The organism is Pseudomonas sp. C2B4 (assembly GCF_013359695.1).
In the GTDB taxonomy this organism is placed as follows: Bacteria; Pseudomonadota; Gammaproteobacteria; order Pseudomonadales; family Pseudomonadaceae; genus Aquipseudomonas.
In genome coordinates this window covers 1-19,985 of sequence record NZ_JABFMU010000046.1, presented here as the reverse complement: position 1 = coordinate 19,985, position 19,985 = coordinate 1, and the positions used below count along the sequence as shown (strand labels likewise).

The following is a 19,985-nucleotide window of genomic DNA, read 5'->3' as shown; positions in this document are numbered from 1 at the left end:
CCTCCCCGGGGCTGATGGGGAGCAGTATCGAGGCCTTTTCTTAATGAAATCTGAAGACGGCAGGGCGGTGGGTGTGAACTTGCTTGCGAGGGAGTGTCAGTCAGTGTGATGTTGACTGACACTCCATCGCGAGCAAGCTCGCTCCTACAGGAGAGGGGTGTTTCAAGGGAGGATTTCGAACGCCGTAGTGGCCAGCCGCTCGCCATTCACCAGTACGTGCACCGCATGCTTGCCCGCATAGTGCCGACGGGTGGTGAGTTCCTTGATGTGCTGGCCACGGGCGATGGATTCGGTGGCATTGCCGGGCAGGGTCAGGGCCTTGAGTTTGAACACTTTCGCCGAGGTGCTGCCGTTGGCTTTCACGTAATCGATGGCGTAGTCGATCACCAGCCGCTGGCTGTTCTCGACCGTGGATTTGACGGCGAAGGACAGGGTGATTTTTTCCCCCAGGCCAATCACCGGCGGGTTGACCTGTACATCGACGATCTCGACCTCAGGTTTGCCCCCGGCACCGATGATCGCCAGCGCTCGCGGGTTGCCTTGCTTGATCAGGCTGCGCAGGGCATGCCGGGCGATCCACGCGGTGTGCTTGTTGTCCAGCGACCAGCCCTCGATCTGGTCCAGTACCCACTCGGGATGATCCTTGGTGATGTCATTGAGGTGATTGGCCACGGACTTGCGCACGTAAAGACTGCTGTCGGCCTTGAGGTTGTCGAGGATCCTGGCGGCCAGTGTCGGGTCGGCTTGAATCGGCTCCAGGCGAAACGACCACGGCAGGCGCGGGCGACACCCTTCGCTGGCCAGGCGCCGGACGTGCTCGTTGGCGTCCAGCGACCAGTCGTGCATCAATTCCAGCGAGCGCTCGATGTCGCGGCGCAGGAAATGGCGGATGGCGAATTCCGAGGAGCCGAACGCGGTGAAGTACTTGAGCGCGTCCATGGACAGCTCGAACCGGTCAGCGCCATAAGTCGCCACGTAGTGCGGCAGGCACATGCTGACAAAGCCGCTGTTGAGGCGCGGAGCGAGGGCGCGCAGAACCTCCAGCGACGCTTCATAACCCAGCGGCAATACCGCATGCAGGCATTCGCTGACGCGGGCCATGCGTTGCATCACCGACAGCTCCGCCAGGCCGGTCTTGGCCAGTTTCAGGAACGCCTTGGCATCGAACTCGGGATAGACCGCGGTCATCTCGGTGGCGATGTGGTTGAGGCGTTCGGCGTTGAAGATTTCCTTCAGGGCGGGGGAGGATTGGTCGGCCAAGGCAGTGTCCTTAATAGTCGGGGTTGTCTGTTCTACCGCGTTATCGTTCTTCGCGAGCAGGCTCGCTCCCACAGGGGAATGCATTTCAAATGTGGGAGCGAGCCTGCTCGCGAAGAGGCCCGCCCATTCACCTCATTTTCTGGCAGCTTGCTCTTCCAGCTGATCCGACTCAAACAACCGCGCCAGTTCCGCCCGCGCTTCCTGCGCGGTCTGCATCACCTTCGCCGCATCGTCGTAGATCGCGTGCTGGGCTTCGAGCACCTGTTCGTCGTGGTGCTTGAAGCGCTTGATCCGGGCATCGGCCTGGGCCTGGGTCAACCCCAGGCCGATCAGCGTCTGGCGGCTCATTTCCAGGCTCGAATAGAAGGTTTCGCGCACGGCGTGGGCACCGACGTCCACCAACCGGTGCACATGCTGACGGTTACGCGCCCGGGCGATGATCTTCATGTGCGGATAGAGTTTGTGCACCAGCTCGGCGGTCTTGATGTTGGTGTCCGGGTCATCGGTGGCGATCACGAAGAATTCGGCCTGCTCGACTTTCGCCGCACTGAGGATTTCCGGGCGCATCGGGTCGCCGTAGAACACCGGCACGCCGCCAAAGCTGCGGGACAGCTCAATGGTTTCCACCGAGGTGTCGAGGGCCACGAACTTGATGTTCTGTGCCCGCAGGATACGCGCCACGATCTGGCCCATGCGGCCCATGCCGGCGATCACCACGCGAGGCGCATCGGTGTCGATTTCGCGGAATTTTTCCGGCACCACCACCGGTTGTACCCTGGGGCTGACCAGGCGTGCGCACAACAGCAGCAACAAGGGAGTGAGGGCCATGGACAGGGTGATGGTCAGCACCAGCAAATCGTACAGGCGCGGCTCGAACAACCCTTGATCTCGACCGATCTTGAACACCACAAAGGCAAATTCACCGCCGGCCGCCAGCACGATGCCGAGGCGGATGGCGCTGACCTTGCTCAAACCACCGGCCAACCGGCCCACCACAAACAGCAACGGCAGCTTGATGGCGATCAACAGCAGGGTCAGGCCCAACACCGTAATCGGCGCACTCAGCAGCAGGCTCAGGTTCGCGCCCATGCCGACGCTGATGAAAAACAGCCCCAGCAACAGGCCCTTGAACGGTTCGATTTGCGCTTCCAGTTCATGACGGTATTCGGAGTCCGCCAACAGCAAACCGGCGAGGAACGCGCCGAGGGCCATGGACACGCCGACCAGATCCATCAGCCAGGCGGTGCCGATGACCACCAGCAGTGCGGTGGCGGTGGACACTTCCGGCAAACCGGTTTTCGCCACCACGCGGAACACCGGACGCAACAGATAACGCCCGCCGACCACCACCACGGCGATGCTGCCCAGGACCCGCAGACCGTGGTTCACATCCTCGGCGGTGCTGGTGTTGTGATCGACGCCGGCCAGCAGCGGGACCATGGCGATCAAGGGGATCGCGGCGATGTCCTGAAACAGCAGGATGGCGAACGCCAGGCGCCCATGGGGGCTGGTCAGTTCCTTGCGCTCGGCCAGGCTTTGCAGGCCAAACGCGGTGGACGACAGGGCCAGTCCCAGGCCCAGGACGATCGCGCTGTTCAAGGGCTGGCCAAACAGAAACAGCGCCACCACGCCAATCACCGAGCCGGTGAGCAGCACCTGCGCCAGGCCGACGCCGAACACTGATTTGCGCATCACCCACAAACGGCGTGGCGACAATTCCAGGCCAATGATGAACAACAGCAAGACCACCCCGAGTTCCGAGATATGGCTGACACTGCTCGGGTTGCGGATCAGACCCAACACCGAGGGGCCGATGATCACGCCGGCAAACAGATAACCCAATACAGCTCCGAGCTGCAGGCGCTTGGCCAAGGGAACAGTGAGCACGGCTGCGAGCAGAAAAACGACAGCGGCTTGCAACAGATTGCCTTCATGGGGCATGAGAAAAACTCCATCAACTCGGTACGGCGGGGGCGATAAGGATAAAGGCTGGACTGCTCCAGAGCGAAATTGTTACATTTTGCATTAATTAGTTACATTTATAGCGTGAGTGGATCAATCTGATCCGACCCTGAGTGCGCACCATGGCCATCAATTTCGACCTCAACGACCTGCAAGCCTTTCGCGCGGTGGTCGAGCAGGGCAGTTTTCGCAAGGCTGCCGATGCCGTGCGTATTTCCCAGCCGGCCCTGAGCCGACGGATCGAAAAACTGGAAGACGCCCTCGGCGTGAAGTTGTTCGAGCGCACGACACGCAAGGTCAGCCTGACCCAGGCCGGTCGCGGTTTCATCCCCAATGTCGAGCGTTTGCTGGACGATCTGGACGTGGCCCTGCTGGGCATCAGCGAAGTCGCCTCGACCCGCCTCGGCCACGTCACCGTCGCCTGCGTGCCGTCGGCGGCCTACTACTTCATGCCACGGGTCATCGCCCACTATCACCGGCAGTTCCCACGGATCAAGGTCAAGGTGCTGGACTCCAGTGCCCACGAAGTGCTGAGTGCGGTGGTCAACGGCGAGGCGGATTTCGGCCTGAGTTTCATGGGCACCCTTGAGGCCGAAGTGGATTTCGAACCGCTCGTGCAAGAGAGTTATGTGGTGGCCTGCCGGCGCGATCATCCATTGGCCGGACGCACCAGCGTGACCTGGGACGAGTTTTACCAGCAGGACTACATCTCGCTGGGCAAGACGTCGGGCAACCGGTTTCTGCTGGATCAGGCGCTGACTCGGGTGGTGCCGCAGCGGCAGAGCATCTGCGAAACCCTGCATGTGACGACCATGATCGGTCTGGTGGAAGCCGGGCTGGGGGTGGCGGCGGTGCCGTTGATGGCCATGCCGGCGGCGGATCACCCGATCCTGACTCGGGTGCCGCTCACCGACCCGCAGGTGATGCGCAGTGTCGGCCTGATCAAGCGCCGGGGTCGCACGCTGACCCCGGCCGCACTGGAACTGGAACGCTTGGTAGTGGAAATGAAAGTCCTGCCGCCGCCCCTCAGCGACTGATCGAGTCCAGCCCCGTCGCTTTCACATCCGCCTGAGCTTGCGCCGACGCCATGTATTCGAGCAGTGCCCTGGCCTCCGCCGGGTGTTGCGCGCCGACCGGAATGCCCGCCGCAAAACGGGTGACCGATTGCACCGCTTCCGGAATCTTCGCCACAAAACTCACCCCCGGTACGGGCAGCAATTCACTGACCTGCTGGAACCCCAGTTGATAATCGCCGGTGGCAACCACCGAACCCACCGGGATTTTCGGGACCATCGCTGATTTGGCTTTGAGCTGATCCTCGATGCCCAGGCGCTTGAACAACTGCTGTTCGATGTACACACCGCTGGCGCTGTCGGAATAGGCGACTGACGTAGCGCCGAGCAAGGTTTTCTTCAGGTTGTCGATCGTGCTGATGTCCGGCTTCGGCGCCCCTTCGCGCACCACCAGGCCGATGCGCGAGTCGGCCAGCTCGACCCGTGATGCCGGGTCGACCTTGCCTTGCTTGATCAGGTCGTCGAGTGCGTAGCCGACCATGATCACCACGTCTGCCTGCTCGCCCCGGGCGAGGCGATTGGGGATCGCTTCAGGGGCCTTGCCCATCGACGGGCCGAGGGTGGTGTCGAGGGTATTGCCGGTGGAAGCGGCGAACTTCGGGCCGAGGATCTTGTAGGCGGCCGTGAAGCCGCCGGAGGTCATCACGCGAATCTCTTCGGCCTGGGCGGCGGCGCTCAGGCCGAGGCTGGCCACCAGCGCCAGGGCCGCTACATTGAACAGCTTTTTCATGGGTAGGTTCTCTATCACGGCAGGGATCACGACAGGGCAGGTTGCAGGCGGCCGCTGGCACGGCGATAGAGAAACAGCGTCGCGCACAGCGCGCACAATGCCGCGAAGCTCATCCAATAGCCGGGTGCGGCCTTGTCGCCGGTGTACTGGATCAGCAAGGTCGACATCGCCGGGGTGAAGCCGCCGAATACCGCAGTCGCCAGGCTGTACGCCAGGGAGAACCCCGCGACCCGAACCTCTATCGGCATGATTTCGGTCAGCGCCGGGATCATCGCGCCGTTGTACAGGCCATAGATGAACGACAGCCACAGCAGCACCAGCAGCATGTTGATAAAGCTCGGTGCTTGCACCAGGTACGACAGCGCCGGCCAGGTCGAAGCGAGCGCCAGCAGGGCCATGGCAATCAACACCGGGCGCCGTCCGATGCGGTCCGACAACGCGCCACCGATGGGCAGCCAGATGAAGTTCGAGACGCCCACGAGCAAGGTCACCAGCAGCGCATCGGAAGTGCTCAGGTGCAGCACGGTTTTGCCGAAGGTCGGCGCGTACACCGTGATCAGGTAAAACGCCGTGGTGGTCAGGGCAACCATCAGCATGCTGGCGAGCACGATCACCCAGTTCTGCGCCAGGGTGCGGAACACTTCGGCCATGCTCGGCCGGTGCTTGCGCGCGGCGAACTCTTCGGACTCTTCCAGGTTGCGGCGCAGGAAGAAAATGAACGGCACGATCATGCAGCCGACGAAAAACGGAATCCGCCAGCCCCAGTCGGCAATGGTCGTCGGTGCCATCCATTGGTTCAGGCCATAGCCCAGCGCCGCCGCCACGATGATCGCCACTTGCTGGCTGCCGGACTGCCAACTGGTGAAAAAGCCTTTATTGCCCGGTGTCGCGATCTCCGAGAGATACACCGAAACACCGCCCAATTCCGCGCCGGCCGAGAAGCCTTGCAGCAAGCGGCCAATGAGCACGAGGGCAGGGGCGAACAGGCCGATGGTTTCGTAACCGGGCACCAGCACGATCAGGATCGTGCCGCTGGCCATGATCGACAGGGTCACGATCAGGCCTTTGCGGCGGCCCACGTCATCGATGTACGCCCCCAACACCACGGCACCCAGCGGGCGCATCAAAAAGCCTGCGCCGAACACGGCGAAGGTCATCATCAACGAGGCGAATTCGCTGCTGGCCGGGAAAAACACGGCAGCGATCTGCGTGGCGTAAAAGCCGAAGAGGAAGAAGTCGAACTGTTCGAGGAAGTTACCCGAGGTGACCCGGAAAATCGCGCTGGCCCGGGAGCGTCCGCGTGGGATTGAGGCTGTCATAGATAAATACTCCACCGCTTTTATGACGTGCATCGCCTGGACGCGGTGCACGGATCTTATTGGGGCGGATAGTGGGGCAGGGGCAGCGATATGTTAATTGCATAGTTGGCATGTATTGATGCGTGGGGTGGATCAATGCCGTTGTGTTGCGGGGGCGGACGTCATCGCGGGCAGCCACGCGCGCCCACAGGTTTTGTGTCGTTTGCAATATTCGTGAACGGCACAAAACCTGTGGGAGCGAGCCTGCTCGCGAAAACGGCGGCACTTTCAACATTGATGGTGACCGACCCACCGCTTTCGCGAACAGGTTCGCTCCCACAGGGATTGTTGTTGATTGGAAATGTTCTGTGCGACACAAATCCAGTGTGGGAGCGGGATTACCCGCGATAGGGCCCTGTCACCCAGCATGCATGTTGAAGCCGTTCAATCCACACGGCTCACTGCCTGCTCTCCCAACCGATACTGATTATTCCCGCTGCGCTTGGCCTCATACATCGCCAGGTCGGCAATGTGGATCAAACGGTCCATGCTCGGCGCATGGTCGGGGAATACCGCGACGCCCAGGCTGGTGCCGATGTGACGCTGGTCGTTGCCGATGGTCATGGGCGGGGAGAGTTCGACGAAGATTTTCTGACAAATCGTGCGGGCTTCATCCTGCAGGCTGATGCCAGGGGGCAGGCCCTGGAGAATGACCACGAATTCGTCGCCACCGATCCGGGCGACAGTGTCCGTCGAACCCAGAATTTTCTTCAAGCGCGTGGCCGTGGTGATCAGTACGCGATCGCCGGCGGCGTGGCCGTAGTGATCGTTGATTGCCTTGAAACCATTAAGGTCGACAAACACCAGCGCCACCCTGGTCGCACTGACACGCGCCTGTTCCAGCGCATCGGACAGGCGTTCTTCCAGCACCAGGCGATTGGGCAACCCGGTCAGCGGATCGAAATGGGCCAGGTGTTGCAGGTAACTGGCAGAGGCTTTTTCCTCGGTGATGTCGCGCACCACGCCCATCATCTTGAGGGGTTCATTGTTGTCGTTCCTGACCACATTGCCGGTTTCCCGTAGCCAGCGGATAGTGCCGTCGGGCCAGACCACGCGGTATTCCTCGTCATGGTTTTCGCCGGTTGCCAGGCAGCGCAACTCGCCGGCCCGGACTTTGGCCCGGTCGTCCGGGTGCACGCAGGCACAAAACAGTGCATAGGAAGGCGTCACTTCGCCAATCTTGAAACCGAACATGCCGTAGATCGCCTCGGACCAGTAAAGCTTGTCGGTGTCGACATCCCAATCCCAGGTGCCAATGCGGGCGAAATACTGGCTGCGCTTGAACCGTTCGGCGTCACCGTCCCGGTGGATGTTCTGGCCCTCGGCCAGGCTGTTGATGATCGAGCGGTACTCGGCCAACTGCTTGCGCAACCTGCGCTCGCGAACGACCAGCACGATGATCAGGATGAACATCACCGAGCCGCTGGCGGCGCTGGTCCAGAGCAAAGTCATTCCGGGATGGCCATCATGGCGGAGAAAACCGTTGAGGTTGATGTTGGGTAGCTTAGTTCAGGGCAATTTCGGCAAACAGCTTCAAACCGTGCTCAAGTGGGGCGATGGTTGCCAATTGCCGGCAAATCTGGGAAAACGACGCCCATCAAGCCGTTCGGGCAATAAGGATACGAGTGAAAACAATGAATGACGACCTTCAGGTAATCGATCTTCAGGTGGGTGACGGAAAAGCCGCCGTCAAAGGCGCGCTGATCACCACCCAGTACCGCGGCTGGCTGGAAGACGGTACTGAATTCGATTCTTCCTGGAGTCGAGGGAAGCCTTTCCAGTGCGTGATAGGCACCGGGCGTGTGATCAAAGGCTGGGACCAGGGCATCATGGGCATGCAGGTCGGTGGCAAGCGCAAGTTGCTGGTGCCCGCGCACCTGGGCTACGGCGAGCGCACGATGGGCAAGATTCCGCCGAATTCGAACCTGATTTTCGAGATTGAATTGCTGGAAGTGCTGACGCGGGATGATTGATGGAGGGACCGGACATTTTTGTTGTTTGTCCGATCGCTTCGCGAGCAGGCTCGCTCCCACATTGATTGGGTGTCTTTCACAAGTCCCGATGGGAGCGATCCTTTGCTCTACACGCCAGCGTTAGCGCAACGTGTATCCACTATCGACCACCCAATCCTGGCCAATCACGTTTCGCGCACCATTGCTGAGTTGGAACACAATCACGTCGGCGACGGCCCCAGGCTCCAGAAACTGACCGTCCAGCAAGCGCTGATTGACGGTGTTGGCGACCTCGTTCAGCTCTTCATTCTTCAAGCCCAGGGTTGACCAGATCGGCGTGGCGGTCGGGCCAGGGGAGACGGTGTTGATGCGAATGCCGTGGGGCGCCAGTTCCACCGCGAGGGTACGGGCATGGTGGATCAATGCGGCTTTGGACGCGATGTAGGCGGCCAGGCCTGGAAAGGTCACCTGCGCCAGGAAGGTGCCGATAAACACCACCGACGCGGGCGCCGCCAATTGCCCCCGCAGGCAGGCCAGGGTGTTCAGCGCGCCGGCGCCGTTGACGGCCCATTGCCGGTCGAACGCTGCCAGATCAAGGCCATCGGCCAGTTCCGCAATGCCCGCGTTTGGCACCAGGTAACTCACGGGGCCCATGCTCGAGGCCTGTTTTGCCAATCGTGCAAGGTCGGCTGGTTGGGTGACATCGCCGGGCACCCATGAGAGCTGGGTCTTGAAGCGTTCCACCAAGTCACTGAGGCCTCCGATCTGGCGTGACATCGCCAGTACGCGAGCACCCTGGGCCAACAACCGTTCGGTGACGGCCAGACCAATCCCGGAACTGGCGCCGGTGACGACCGCCAGACGATCCTGAAAAGCGTTGTTCATACACTTGATTCCCTTTTGATAAGTGAACTTTCGCAGGATACGTACCAAAAAGCAGGCCAACTCTGGAGCCCTGAAAGCATTGGTGTTTCAGATGGAGTGTAGTTTTTTTGACTCTTGAATGGTGGAGTCATTAGGACATCAAATGGTCTTAATGACTGCCGTGTTCCTGTAGGAGCGAGCCCTGCTCGCGAAAAACCCAAGTGCACCGCTGGGCAACCGGTTCAACGCGTATCGTCAACGACCTTCGCGAGCAGGCTCGCTCCCACAAAAGGCGCAAAAAAAATCGCCGCCCTCGAAAGTCGAGGGCGGCGATTTTTTATAGCGGATGGGCGTCAGATCAAACTTTGACGATCCAGCCGGCTGGCGCTTCGATGTCGCCGGTTTGCACGCCGGTCAGCTCTTTGTAGAGCTTCTGGGTGATCGGGCCGACTTCGGTTTCGCTGTGGAACACGTGCAGGTGATCGTTGTAGCTGATACCACCGATCGGGGTGATGACGGCGGCGGTACCGCAGGCGCCGGCTTCCTTGAAGTCCGAGAGCTTGTCGATGAACACGTCGCCTTCGACCACTTCCAGGCCCAGACGGGTTTTCGCCAGCTCGATCAGCGACAGGCGGGTGATGCCCGGCAGGACCGACGGCGAGTTCGGCGTCACGAACTTGTTGTCGTGGGTGATCCCGAAGAAGTTGGCCGAGCCGACTTCCTCGATCTTCTTGTGGGTCAACGGGTCCAGGTAGATAGCGTCGGCAAAATGCGCTTTCTTGGCCTGGGAACCCGGCATCAGGCTGGCGGCGTAGTTGCCACCGACCTTGGCCGCACCGGTGCCCTGTGGCGCGGCGCGGTCGTAGCTGGAGATCAGGAAGTTGTGCGGGGTCAGGCCGCCCTTGAAGTAGGCGCCGACCGGAATCGCAAACACCGAGAAGATGAACTCGGGGGCCGTGCGCACGCCGATGTTGTCACCCACGCCGATCACGAACGGACGCAGGTACAGCGCGCCGCCGGTGCCGTAAGGCGGGATGAAGCGTTCGTTGGCGCGGACCACGTCCTTGCACGCTTCGATGAACTGCTCGGTGGACACGTGCGGCATCAGCAGGCGGGCGCAGCTGCGCTGCATGCGGGCGGCGTTCTGGTCCGGGCGGAACAGGTTGATCGAACCGTCCTTGCAACGATAGGCCTTCAGGCCTTCGAAGCATTGCTGGCCATAGTGAAGGGCCGTGGAGCCTTCGCTGATGTGCAGCACATTGTCTTCGGTCAGGGTGCCTTTGTCCCACTCGCCATTGCGAAAGTACGACAGATAGCGCTTGTCAGTCTTGATGTAGTCAAAACCCAGCTTGTCCCAATTGATGCTTTCGTTACCCATGACACCCTCTATCACTTAACAACCGCCGAAACGGTACAAGGCTTCTGACGTTTTTTTGGATGGGGACAACAATACTTCATTCTTGGGCTGTTTCGCAGCCCGGACTATCGGATGACAGGCAGATAAATGGTGTTGTCCTTGAGAATTCGCGAGCAAGCCCGCTCCCACAGGGTTATGTGAACGCCATAAATCCAATGTGGGAGCGAGCCTGCTCGCGAAGAGGCCAGCATTACCGCCATCAATCACGCTGAATCAAAGATGCAGCGCATGCCCCAACGCCCGCAACGCCGCTTCCTGCACTGCCTCGCCAAGCGTTGGATGGGCATGGATGGTGCCGCCGATGTCTTCCAGCCGCGCGCCCATTTCCAGGCTCTGCGCAAAGGCCGTCGACAATTCGGACACCCCGACGCCCACCGCCTGCCAGCCGACGATCACATGATTGTCGCGACGGGCGACCACGCGCACGAAACCGCTTTTCGATTCCAGCGTCATCGCCCGGCCATTGGCGGCGAACGGGAAGCTGGAGACGATGCAGTCCAGGCCGGCCGCATTGGCCTCGTCCGGAGTCTGGCCGACCACCACCAGTTCCGGGTCGGTGAAGCACACGGCGGCGATGGCGGTAGGGTTGAACTCGCGGGACTTACCGCTGATCAGCTCGGCGACCATTTCGCCCTGGGCCATGGCCCGGTGGGCGAGCATCGGCTCGCCGCTCAGGTCACCGATGGCATACACATTACGCATGCTGGTCTGGCACCGGTTGTCGATCCTGATCGACGAACCGTTCATGTCCAGGTTCAGCGCTTCGAGGTTCCAGCCCTGGGTGTTCGGTTTACGGCCCACGGCGACCAGCACCTGATCGGTTTCCAGATTCAATGTGCGATCGTCGGGTGTACTGACTTGCAGAGTATTTGCATTTGAATCAAAGCCTTGCACGCTATGGTTCAAGTAAAGCTTCACGCCAAGCCGCTTCAGTTCTTCGTGCACCGGCTGGGTCAATTCGGCGTCGTAGGCCGGCAGGATGCGCTCCTGAGCCTCGACCACACTGACGTCGGCACCGAGCTTGCGATAGGCAATCCCCAACTCCAGGCCGATGTAACCGCCACCGACCACGATCAACCGCTTCGGCACGGACTTCGGCGCCAGGGCTTCGGTAGAGGAAATGATCGGCCCGCCAATCGGCAGTATCGGCAGGTTCACGCTTTTCGAGCCAGTGGCCAGCACCAGGTGTTCGCAAATAATGCGCGTGTCGCCGACGTCGACGGTTTTACCGTCAACCACTTTGGCCCAGCCCTGGATGACCTGAACCTTGTTCTTTTTCAGCAGCGCCGCAACACCGGTGGTCAGGCGATCGACGATGCCATCCTTCCACTCGACGCTTTTGCCGATGTCCAGCGTCGGCGCCGACACGTTGATGCCCAATGCCGAATGCTGGCTGTGGCGCTGTGTTTGATGAAACTGTTCGGCAACGTGAATCAGCGCCTTGGACGGAATGCAACCGATGTTCAGGCAGGTGCCGCCCAACGATTCGCCTTCCACCAGAATGGTCGAAATGCCCAACTGACCGGCACGGATAGCCGTCACATAACCGCCAGGGCCGCCGCCGATGATCAACAGCGTGGTGTTCAAAGTCTGCATGCCTTACTCCACAAACAAGGTAGCGGGTTGTTCGAGCAGGCCACGGATGGCCTGGATGAAGAGCGCCGCGTCCATGCCGTCGACCACGCGGTGATCGAAGGAGCTGGAGAGGTTCATCATCTTGCGGATCACGATCTGGCCTTTGATCACCATCGGCCGTTCGACGATCTTGTTCACGCCGACAATCGCCACTTCCGGCAGGTTCAGCACTGGGGTGCTGACGATCCCGCCCAACGCACCGAGGCTGGTCAGGGTGATGCTGGAGCCGGACAGTTCATCGCGGCTGGCCTTGCCGTTGCGGGCAGCCGTGGCCAGGCGCGAAATTTCCGAGGCGTTGTCCCACAGACTGCGAGCCTCGGCGTGACGTACCACCGGTACCATCAGACCGATATCGGCCTGGGTGGCGATGCCAACGTGCACCGCGCCGAGGCGGGTGATGACCTGGGCTTCGTCGTCGTAACGGGCGTTGATCTGCGGGAAATCACGCAGGGCCACGACAAGAGCGCGGACCAGGAACGGTAGCAAGGTCAGCTTGCCACGGGTTGCGCCGTGTTTTTCGTTGAGGTGCGCACGCAGCTCTTCCACGGCAGTCACGTCGATTTCTTCGACGTAACTGAAGTGGGCCGCGCGTTGCGTGGCGTCCTGCATGCGCTGGGCGATCTTGCGGCGCATGCCGATCACCGGGATCTGCTCTTCGTCGTTGCGCTGGATATAAGCGCTGCTGACGGACAAAGCAGTGGACTGACCCTGAGCCAGATAGGCATCCAGGTCTTCGTGCAGCACACGCCCGGCCGGGCCGGAGCCACGTACCAGACGCAACTGAATGCCGAGGTCCAGTGCATGTTTGCGCACGGCCGGGGAGGCCAGCGGGCGCTCGTTGGCTTCGCGGGCGACGATCGGTCCCTGGCATACCGCTGCCGGACGTGGTGCCGCCACCGGTTTGCTTGCCACAACCGGTTCGACTTTCGGTGCGGCGACGACGGGCGCTTCTTTAACGGGAGCCGCCGCTGGCGCAGCCGATTCCTTAACGTTGCCCGCGCCTTCGACTTCAATGCTGATCAGGATGCTGCCAACCGCCATGACTTCGCCGGGTACACCACCCAATGCGATCACCTTGCCATGCACCGGCGACGGGATATCCACCATCGCCTTGTCGGTCATGACATCGGCCAGCACCTGATCCTCGACGACCAGGTCGCCGACTTTCACGTGCCACTGAGACAATTCAACTTCTGCGATGCCTTCGCCAATGTCCGGCATCTTGATAACGTGCGTGCCCATTCAGACCTCCATGACCCGTTTCAACGCCGCGCCCACACGGGACGGCCCTGGGAAATACGCCCACTCTTGCGCGTGCGGGTAGGGGGTGTCCCAGCCAGTGACGCGTTCGATCGGCGCTTCCAGGTAGTGGAAGCAGTGCTCTTGCACCAGCGCGGCCAATTCGGCGCCGAAGCCGCAGGTGCGGGTCGCTTCGTGAACGATCACGCAGCGGCCGGTTTTCTTCACTGACTTGGTGATGGTTTCCAGGTCCAGCGGCCACAGGCTGCGCAGATCGATGACTTCGGCATCGATGCCGCTTTCTTCCGCGGCGACTTGCGACACATACACGGTGGTGCCGTAGGTCAGGATGGTCACGTCCTTGCCAGGACGGGTGATGGCGGCAACGTCCAGCGGCACGGTGTAGTAGCCGTCCGGCACTTGCGCGGCAGGGTGTTTCGACCACGGGGTTACCGGGCGGTCGTGGTGGCCGTCGAACGGGCCGTTGTACAGGCGTTTTGGCTCCAGGAAGATCACCGGGTCATCGTTTTCGATGGAGGCGATCAGCAGGCCCTTGGCGTCGTAGGGGTTGGACGGCATGACCGTGCGCAGGCCGCAGACCTGGGTGAACATCGCCTCGATGCTCTGGCTGTGGGTCTGGCCGCCATAGATGCCGCCGCCGCAGGGCATGCGCAGGGTCATCGGCGCAGTGAACTCGCCGGCCGAGCGATAACGCAGGCGTGCCGCTTCGGAAATGATCTGGTCGGACGCCGGATAGACATAGTCGGCGAACTGGATTTCGGCCACCGGGCGCAGACCGTAGGCACCCATGCCTACGGCGACACCGACGATGCCGCTCTCGGAGATCGGCGCATCGAACACCCGCGAGGTGCCGTACTTGGTCTGCAGGCCTTCGGTGCAACGGAACACGCCACCGAAGTAGCCCACGTCCTGGCCGAACACCACGACGTTGTCGTCACGCTCAAGCATCACATCCATGGCCGAGCGCAGGGCCTGGATCATGGTCATGGTGGTCGTGGTCATGGCGGTTTCCAACTGGATATTGTTGTTGTGATCGTTCATGTCAGATCCCCAACTGCTGACGCTGGCGCTTCAAGTGCTCCGGCATCTCTTTGTAGACGTCTTCGAACATGGTCGCGGCGCTTGGAATCTGGCCACCGGCGAGGGTGCCGTACTGTTCGGCTTCTTTCTGCGCGGCGATCACTTCGGCTTCCAGCTCGGCGCTGACGGCGCTGTGTTCCTCTTCGGACCAGTGACCGATCTTGATCAGGTGCTGCTTGAGGCGCGCAATCGGATCGCCCAACGGGAAGTGGCTCCAGTCGTCGGCAGGGCGGTATTTGGAGGGATCATCGGAGGTCGAGTGCGGGCCGGCGCGGTAGGTGACCCATTCAATCATGGTCGGGCCGAGGTTGCGGCGGGCGCGCTCGGCGGCCCAGGCGGAAGCGGCGTAGACCGCGTAGAAATCGTTGCCGTCGACCCGCAGGGAGGCGATGCCGCAACCCACGCCACGACCGGCAAAGGTGGTCGCTTCACCACCGGCAATAGCCTGGAAGGTGGAAATGGCCCACTGGTTGTTGACCACATTGAGGATCACTGGCGCGCGATACACGTGGGCGAAGGTCAGGGCGGTGTGGAAGTCGGATTCAGCGGTGGCGCCGTCGCCGATCCAGGCCGAGGCGATTTTGGTGTCGCCCTTGATCGCCGAGGCCATGGCCCAGCCGACGGCTTGTACGAATTGGGTGGCGAGGTTACCGGAAATGGTGAAGAAGCCTGCCTCTTTGACCGAATACATGATCGGCAACTGGCGTCCCTTGAGCGGGTCGCGCTCGTTGGACAGCAATTGGCAGATCAGGTCGACCAGTGGCACGTCGCGGGCCATCAGGATGCTTTGCTGACGGTAGGTCGGGAAGCACATGTCGTCGATGTTCAACGCCAGGGCCTGGGCGCTGCCGATGGCTTCTTCGCCGAGGCTCTGCATGTAGAACGACATCTTTTTCTGGCGCTGGGCGACCACCATGCGGTTGTCGTAGATCCGCGTCTTGAGCATGGCGCGCATGCCCTTGCGCAGGATCTCCACCGGCACGCCTTCGGCCCATGGGCCCAGGGCGTTACCCTGATCGTCGAGCACGCGAATCAGGCCGCGGGCCAGGTCGGCCGTGTCGGCGGGTTCAACGTCGATTGGGGGTTTGCGCACCGTGCCGGCGTCGGTCAGATGCAGGTAGGAGAAGTCGGTTTTACAGCCGGGACGGCCCGAGGGTTCCGGGACGTGCAGGCGCAGCGGTTCGTACGCTTGGTTCATGGCTTCTACGCTCGATCTTGTGAATTTCTTGTAGTGAGCTGACAGACTTCATTCGGTAAAAGAAATCTTGTCCTACAACAATCATAGGCCCGGCCAAGAAGAATATTTCTCTCTGTTTCGTTGCGCTAAAGGTCATTTAGAGATAAAAAATCTGCATAAGCAAAATAAACAGGTGGTTTTGTCTCATGCGTAAATTGGACCGTACGGATATCGGCATTCTCAACAGCCTCCAGGAGAATGCGCGCATCACCAACGCTGACCTGGCGCGCTCGGTCAACCTGTCGCCGACGCCTTGTTTTAACCGGGTCAAGGCAATGGAAGAGCTGGGTGTCATTCGCGAGCAGGTCACACTGCTCGATGCCGACATGCTGGGGCTGCATGTGAACGTGTTCATCCATGTCAGCCTGGAAAAGCAGGTGGAGAGGGCGCTGCAGCATTTCGAGGACGCGATTTCCGATCGCCCGGAAGTGATGGAGTGCTACCTGATGGCCGGCGACCCGGACTACCTGATCCGGGTACTGGTGCCGAGCATCCAGTCGCTGGAGCGTTTCATGATGGACTTTCTGACCAAGGTGCCGGGGGTGGCGAACATCCGCTCGAGCTTTGCGCTCAAGCAGGTGCGCTACAAGACGGCGCTGCCGTTGCCGGCCAATGGTTTGACGCTGGATATCTGAATTACCCCGAGCCCTGTAGGAGCAAAGCTTGCTCGCGATGGCGTTCGTCCAATCAACAACGATGGCGCCTGATCCACCGTCATCGCGAGCAAGCTTTGCTCCTACCGGGACGTGTTTAGAACTTGTTCAGCGGAATCTTGAGGTAGGTCACGCCATTCTCTTCGGCCGGTGGTAGATTCCCGGCCCGCACATTGACCTGAATCGCCGGCAGCAGCAGCGTCGGCATGCCCAGTCCGGCATCGCGCCGGGTGCGCATGGCGACAAAAGCGGCTTCGTCGATGCCGTCGCGTACATGGATATTGCTTTTGCGTTGTTCGCCCACCGTGGTCATGCAGTACGGTTCGCGGCCTTCGGGTGGATAGTCGTGGCAGACGTAGAGGCGCACGCCGGCGGGGAAGGCCAGCAACTTGTGGATCGAAGTGAACATCTGGTGGGCATCGCCGCCGGGGAAGTCGCAGCGCGCGGTGCCGACGTCCGGCATGAACAGCGTATCGCCCACCAGGATCACATCACCGTCGATCAGGTACGCCATGTCCGCCGGGGTATGGCCGGGGACATGCAGGGCGGTGGCCTTGAGGTTGCCAATGCGGAACGATTCATCGGGGGCGAACAGGTGATCGAACTGCGAACCGTCGATGCAGAATTCAGGCTCAAGATTGAACAGCGCCTTGAACACGTTCTGGACCTTGCAGATCGACTGGCCGATGGCAATCTTGCCGCCCAGTTCCCGGCGCAGGTACGGTGCGGCGGAGAGGTGATCGGCGTGGGCGTGGGTTTCCAGCAGCCATTGCACCTGCAACCGGTGGTCGCGCACGAAGGCGATGATCCGGTCGGCCTGTACGGTGGTGGTTCGCCCGGCGGCGGGGTTGTAGTCGAGCACTGGATCGACGATCGCGCACTGTCCGCCATCGGCTTCGTAAATCACGTAACTGTAGGTGGACGAGGCGTCGTCGAAAAAGGCTTCAATCAGGGCAGGCATGGGGATGGTTTCTTGGTGGAGTCGCCATGAGGTTAGTTTCATTTTCCCTGCGCTGACCAGCCCCGCGTCAATTCTGTGAATGAAAAAAGTTGTGCGGGCTATCCTGTCACTCAATCGATACCGGGCGATCCCGGCCTTTGTCATGGATTACGAGCGTTCTATGTTGCTGGCGAGTTTTTTTGGTGTGGTCATGGGATTGGTGCTCGGCTTGACCGGGGCCGGCGGCGGCATTCTAGCCGTGCCTGCGCTGGTGCTGGGCCTGGGATGGAGCATGACCACGGCGGCGCCCGTTGCGCTGTTTGCCGTGGGCAGCGCGGCGGCAGTTGGCGCTATCGATGGACTGCGCCATGGCCTGGTGCGCTATCGCGCGGCGCTGTTGATCGCGGCGCTCGGCGCGGTGTTTTCGCCGGTGGGCATCTACTTCGCCCATCAGTTGCCGGAAAAAGTCCTGATGGTTCTGTTCAGCCTGCTGATGGTCATGGTGGCCACGCGGATGTTGCGGCGTGAGCGCAAGGACGACGGGCCCAGCGATCACGGTCATGCCAACTGGGGCCAGAAGAACTGCATGCTCGATCAGCACACCGGGCGCTTCTCCTGGACCGCCAAATGCACCGCGACCCTGGCGGCGCTGGGCGCGGTGACGGGCGTGGTCTCCGGCCTGCTCGGCGTAGGGGGCGGCTTTCTGATCGTGCCGGCCTTCAAGCAACTGACCGACGTGCAGATGCGTGGAATCATTGCCACGTCCCTGATGGTGATCAGCCTGATCTCGGCCATCGGCGTGATCGGTGCCTTGCACGCCGGGGTGCGCATCGACAGTCTGGGCGCCGCCTTCATCGTCTCCAGCATCACCGGCATGATCTTCGGCCGAAAGCTCTGTGCAAGGGTGCCGGCGCGGGCGCTGCAGGTGGGGTTTGCCAGCGTTTGCCTGGTGGTTGCCGTTTATATGCTGATGAACGCCGCGCACTAAACCGGATATTCCTCCTGTAGGAGCGAGCTTGCTCGCGATGGACCCGAGAACACAGCGGGGCATCAGGTACCCAGCGTTATCGTTGTCGTCCATCGCGAGCATGCTCGCTCCTACAGGTCCATCCGCCGTCGGGCTTACACCCTTGGTGGCGCGCCCTGCAGACCGGCGGTCTTACGCCGTAACTGTCGCGCGTCACCGGCCATTCCAAAGCACCTGGAAACCGCCCCCAAGGCAGCGTATGGCGCCGCCTGTCCGCTTTCGATAATCGCCTCCGACAACTCGTCCCCAGTCGCGGAGCGCGCCATGCACAACAATAAGAACTTCACGCATCATTTCCTGCCGGCCTTGATTGCGAGCCTGACCACCCTTGGCCTGAGTTCCACCGCCGAGGCCGACATCATGCTGTACGACAAGGACCAGACCACGTTCTCCACCGACGGCTACATCAATGCCTTCTACGTGAACAGCGATGTCGACCGTGCCGGTGATCAGTTCGACCGCCGCCAGTCACGGGTGAAAATGGGTTTTCTGCCCAACTACCTGGGTTTCAACATGGGCAAGCAGGTCGACGACCTCAAGCTCGGTGCCCGCGCCTCGTTCTGGGTGACGATCAACGACAGCGAAACCAATGGCACCGACACCGCCATCGATGTGCGGCAGTTCTACGGCACCGTCGCCAACCCGCAGTGGGGTGAAGTGTTGATCGGCAAGGACTTCGGCCTGTTTGCCCGCTCCAACATCCTGCTCGATGAACTGCTCGCCGGCTACGGTCAGGTCAGCGATACCCTGGGGCTGGTGGATGGCGGCGGGGTGTCGTTCGGCAACATCGGCACCGGTTACCCGTATCCCTTCCCGACCTCGCAAATCACCTACCGCACTCCGGTGATGGACGGTCTGCGCGTAGCGGTGGGGATCATGGACCCGGTGGACACCAACGACAGCAGCCCGACCGGCAAGGCCTACCAGGAAAACCCGCGTACCGAGAGCGAGATCACGTACCAGTTCGACGTCGCCGGGGCGAAGATCTACAGCTGGATCAACGGCAGCTACCAGACGTCGGACAATACCGATTCCAGCGTGGAGACCGTGACGTCCAAAGGCGTCGGTTACGGCGTGCAGGCGAAAATGGGCGGCCTGTCCCTGACCGGCTCCGGCTTCCAGGCCAAGGGCATCAATCCGTTTTTCACCAACAACGCCGGCGAGCCGACCCTGCGTAACGTCGACAGCGACGGTTACCTGTTGCAGGGCTCCTACAAACTGGGCAAGAACCGTCTGGCGCTGTCCTACGGCAAGACCAAGGACGATGGCAACGGCGCGGTCGGCAGCGGCGCAGACTACGAAACCCGGGGCATTGCGCTGTTCCATGACGTCAACGACAACCTGAAGCTGGTGGCCGAGTACAACCAGTTCGAAATCAACGGCCATGACACCAGCGACCAGAACGAAGACACCGATACCTTCGCGGTGGGGGCGGTGTTGACCTGGTAAACCGGGGCGGCACAACACTTACCCCCTGTGGGAGCGGGCTTGCTCGCGAAGGCGGAGTGTCAGGCACCATAAATACTGACTGGAAGAC

At 61.2% G+C, this 19,985-nt stretch carries 17 protein-coding genes; 5 read left to right on the top strand and 12 right to left on the bottom strand.

Features of this window, described 5'->3' with window-relative positions; genetic code table 11:
* Positions 1–162: 162 nt before the first annotated feature.
* Complete coding sequence (locus tag HNQ83_RS23420) at positions 163–1,260, bottom strand: DNA alkylation repair protein (protein ID WP_175391129.1); 1,098 nt, start codon at positions 1,258–1,260, stop codon at positions 163–165.
* A 132-nt stretch (positions 1,261–1,392) separates the two neighbouring features.
* A complete protein-coding gene (locus HNQ83_RS23415; protein ID WP_175391128.1) occupies positions 1,393–3,201 on the bottom strand; it encodes a monovalent cation:proton antiporter-2 (CPA2) family protein in 1,809 nt (602 codons plus the stop codon).
* Positions 3,202–3,344: 143 nt separating this feature from the next.
* Here HNQ83_RS23415 and HNQ83_RS23410 point away from each other — a divergent pair, with 143 nt between their 5' ends.
* On the top strand, positions 3,345–4,259 hold the full coding sequence (locus HNQ83_RS23410) for a LysR family transcriptional regulator (RefSeq protein WP_175391127.1): 915 nt from the start codon (positions 3,345–3,347) through the stop codon (positions 4,257–4,259).
* On the opposite strand, the gene HNQ83_RS23405 is transcribed toward HNQ83_RS23410, so the two are convergent.
* The 3 genes from HNQ83_RS23405 to HNQ83_RS23395 form a co-directional block, all read right to left on the bottom strand.
* On the bottom strand, positions 4,249–5,025 hold the full coding sequence (locus HNQ83_RS23405; RefSeq protein ID WP_175391126.1) for a substrate-binding domain-containing protein: 777 nt from the start codon (positions 5,023–5,025) through the stop codon (positions 4,249–4,251). The genes HNQ83_RS23410 and HNQ83_RS23405 overlap by 11 nt on opposite strands.
* A 26-nt stretch (positions 5,026–5,051) precedes the next feature.
* Positions 5,052–6,344, bottom strand: coding sequence for an MFS transporter (locus tag HNQ83_RS23400; protein WP_175391125.1), 1,293 nt, complete (start codon positions 6,342–6,344; stop codon positions 5,052–5,054).
* Between the two features lie 423 nt (positions 6,345–6,767).
* On the bottom strand, positions 6,768–7,835 hold the full coding sequence (locus tag HNQ83_RS23395) for a sensor domain-containing diguanylate cyclase (protein WP_175391124.1): 1,068 nt from the start codon (positions 7,833–7,835) through the stop codon (positions 6,768–6,770).
* A gap of 182 nt (positions 7,836–8,017) precedes the next feature.
* Between HNQ83_RS23395 and HNQ83_RS23390 the strand changes: the two genes are divergently transcribed.
* Entirely contained in the window at positions 8,018–8,356 is a 339-nt protein-coding gene (locus tag HNQ83_RS23390; RefSeq protein WP_175391123.1) for an FKBP-type peptidyl-prolyl cis-trans isomerase, read from the top strand.
* Between the two features lie 120 nt (positions 8,357–8,476).
* On the opposite strand, the gene HNQ83_RS23385 is transcribed toward HNQ83_RS23390, so the two are convergent.
* From HNQ83_RS23385 to HNQ83_RS23360, 6 genes are all read right to left on the bottom strand, one after another.
* The gene (locus tag HNQ83_RS23385; RefSeq protein WP_175391122.1) at positions 8,477–9,220 is read right to left on the bottom strand and encodes an SDR family NAD(P)-dependent oxidoreductase; all 744 of its coding nucleotides are present in this window, start codon (positions 9,218–9,220) and stop codon (positions 8,477–8,479) included.
* Positions 9,221–9,557: 337 nt separating this feature from the next.
* Positions 9,558–10,577 (bottom strand): branched-chain amino acid aminotransferase, encoded by a 1,020-nt coding sequence (locus HNQ83_RS23380; protein WP_175391121.1) that lies wholly within the window; start codon positions 10,575–10,577, stop codon positions 9,558–9,560.
* Positions 10,578–10,829: 252 nt separating this feature from the next.
* Positions 10,830–12,212 carry a dihydrolipoyl dehydrogenase gene (gene lpdA, locus HNQ83_RS23375; protein ID WP_175391120.1) on the bottom strand — a complete coding sequence of 461 codons (1,383 nt, stop codon included), beginning with the start codon at positions 12,210–12,212 and terminating at the stop codon, positions 10,830–10,832.
* Between the two features lie 3 nt (positions 12,213–12,215).
* The gene (locus tag HNQ83_RS23370; RefSeq protein ID WP_175391119.1) at positions 12,216–13,493 is read right to left on the bottom strand and encodes a dihydrolipoamide acetyltransferase family protein; all 1,278 of its coding nucleotides are present in this window, start codon (positions 13,491–13,493) and stop codon (positions 12,216–12,218) included.
* A complete protein-coding gene (locus tag HNQ83_RS23365) occupies positions 13,494–14,552 on the bottom strand; it encodes an alpha-ketoacid dehydrogenase subunit beta (RefSeq protein ID WP_175391118.1) in 1,059 nt (352 codons plus the stop codon). It abuts the gene before it with no gap.
* Position 14,553: 1 nt separating this feature from the next.
* A complete protein-coding gene (locus tag HNQ83_RS23360; protein ID WP_175391117.1) occupies positions 14,554–15,789 on the bottom strand; it encodes a 3-methyl-2-oxobutanoate dehydrogenase (2-methylpropanoyl-transferring) subunit alpha in 1,236 nt (411 codons plus the stop codon).
* A 185-nt stretch (positions 15,790–15,974) separates the two neighbouring features.
* Between HNQ83_RS23360 and bkdR the strand changes: the two genes are divergently transcribed.
* The gene (gene bkdR, locus HNQ83_RS23355; RefSeq protein WP_175391116.1) at positions 15,975–16,463 is read left to right on the top strand and encodes a Bkd operon transcriptional regulator BkdR; all 489 of its coding nucleotides are present in this window, start codon (positions 15,975–15,977) and stop codon (positions 16,461–16,463) included.
* A 115-nt stretch (positions 16,464–16,578) separates the two neighbouring features.
* Here bkdR and HNQ83_RS23350 read toward each other — a convergent pair whose 3' ends face one another.
* Positions 16,579–17,442: an MBL fold metallo-hydrolase gene (locus HNQ83_RS23350; protein WP_175391115.1), complete on the bottom strand. Its 864-nt coding sequence runs from the start codon at positions 17,440–17,442 to the stop codon at positions 16,579–16,581.
* Between the two features lie 160 nt (positions 17,443–17,602).
* Here HNQ83_RS23350 and HNQ83_RS23345 point away from each other — a divergent pair, with 160 nt between their 5' ends.
* Both HNQ83_RS23345 and HNQ83_RS23340 read left to right on the top strand, forming a co-directional pair.
* Positions 17,603–18,409 (top strand): sulfite exporter TauE/SafE family protein, encoded by an 807-nt coding sequence (locus HNQ83_RS23345; RefSeq protein ID WP_175391159.1) that lies wholly within the window; start codon positions 17,603–17,605, stop codon positions 18,407–18,409.
* A 303-nt stretch (positions 18,410–18,712) separates the two neighbouring features.
* The gene (locus HNQ83_RS23340; protein ID WP_175391114.1) at positions 18,713–19,897 is read left to right on the top strand and encodes a porin; all 1,185 of its coding nucleotides are present in this window, start codon (positions 18,713–18,715) and stop codon (positions 19,895–19,897) included.
* Positions 19,898–19,985: the final 88 nt, after the last annotated feature.

What these genes read in the sequence shown, in the direction of transcription:
- HNQ83_RS23415 (WP_175391128.1), bottom strand. Translation starts at nt 3,201, where the DNA reads ATGCCCCATGAAGGCAATCTGTTGCAAGCCGCTGTCGTTTTTCTGCTC.
- HNQ83_RS23410 (WP_175391127.1), top strand. Translation starts at nt 3,345, where the DNA reads ATGGCCATCAATTTCGACCTCAACGACCTGCAAGCCTTTCGCGCGGTG.
- HNQ83_RS23405 (WP_175391126.1), bottom strand. Translation starts at nt 5,025, where the DNA reads ATGAAAAAGCTGTTCAATGTAGCGGCCCTGGCGCTGGTGGCCAGCCTC.
- HNQ83_RS23400 (WP_175391125.1), bottom strand. Translation starts at nt 6,344, where the DNA reads ATGACAGCCTCAATCCCACGCGGACGCTCCCGGGCCAGCGCGATTTTC.
- HNQ83_RS23395 (WP_175391124.1), bottom strand. Translation starts at nt 7,835, where the DNA reads ATGACTTTGCTCTGGACCAGCGCCGCCAGCGGCTCGGTGATGTTCATC.
- HNQ83_RS23390 (WP_175391123.1), top strand. Translation starts at nt 8,018, where the DNA reads ATGAATGACGACCTTCAGGTAATCGATCTTCAGGTGGGTGACGGAAAA.
- HNQ83_RS23385 (WP_175391122.1), bottom strand. Translation starts at nt 9,220, where the DNA reads ATGAACAACGCTTTTCAGGATCGTCTGGCGGTCGTCACCGGCGCCAGT.
- HNQ83_RS23380 (WP_175391121.1), bottom strand. Translation starts at nt 10,577, where the DNA reads ATGGGTAACGAAAGCATCAATTGGGACAAGCTGGGTTTTGACTACATC.
- lpdA (WP_175391120.1), bottom strand. Translation starts at nt 12,212, where the DNA reads ATGCAGACTTTGAACACCACGCTGTTGATCATCGGCGGCGGCCCTGGC.
- HNQ83_RS23370 (WP_175391119.1), bottom strand. Translation starts at nt 13,493, where the DNA reads ATGGGCACGCACGTTATCAAGATGCCGGACATTGGCGAAGGCATCGCA.
- HNQ83_RS23365 (WP_175391118.1), bottom strand. Translation starts at nt 14,552, where the DNA reads ATGAACGATCACAACAACAATATCCAGTTGGAAACCGCCATGACCACG.
- HNQ83_RS23360 (WP_175391117.1), bottom strand. Translation starts at nt 15,789, where the DNA reads ATGAACCAAGCGTACGAACCGCTGCGCCTGCACGTCCCGGAACCCTCG.
- bkdR (WP_175391116.1), top strand. Translation starts at nt 15,975, where the DNA reads ATGCGTAAATTGGACCGTACGGATATCGGCATTCTCAACAGCCTCCAG.
- HNQ83_RS23350 (WP_175391115.1), bottom strand. Translation starts at nt 17,442, where the DNA reads ATGCCTGCCCTGATTGAAGCCTTTTTCGACGACGCCTCGTCCACCTAC.
- HNQ83_RS23345 (WP_175391159.1), top strand. Translation starts at nt 17,603, where the DNA reads ATGTTGCTGGCGAGTTTTTTTGGTGTGGTCATGGGATTGGTGCTCGGC.
- HNQ83_RS23340 (WP_175391114.1), top strand. Translation starts at nt 18,713, where the DNA reads ATGCACAACAATAAGAACTTCACGCATCATTTCCTGCCGGCCTTGATT.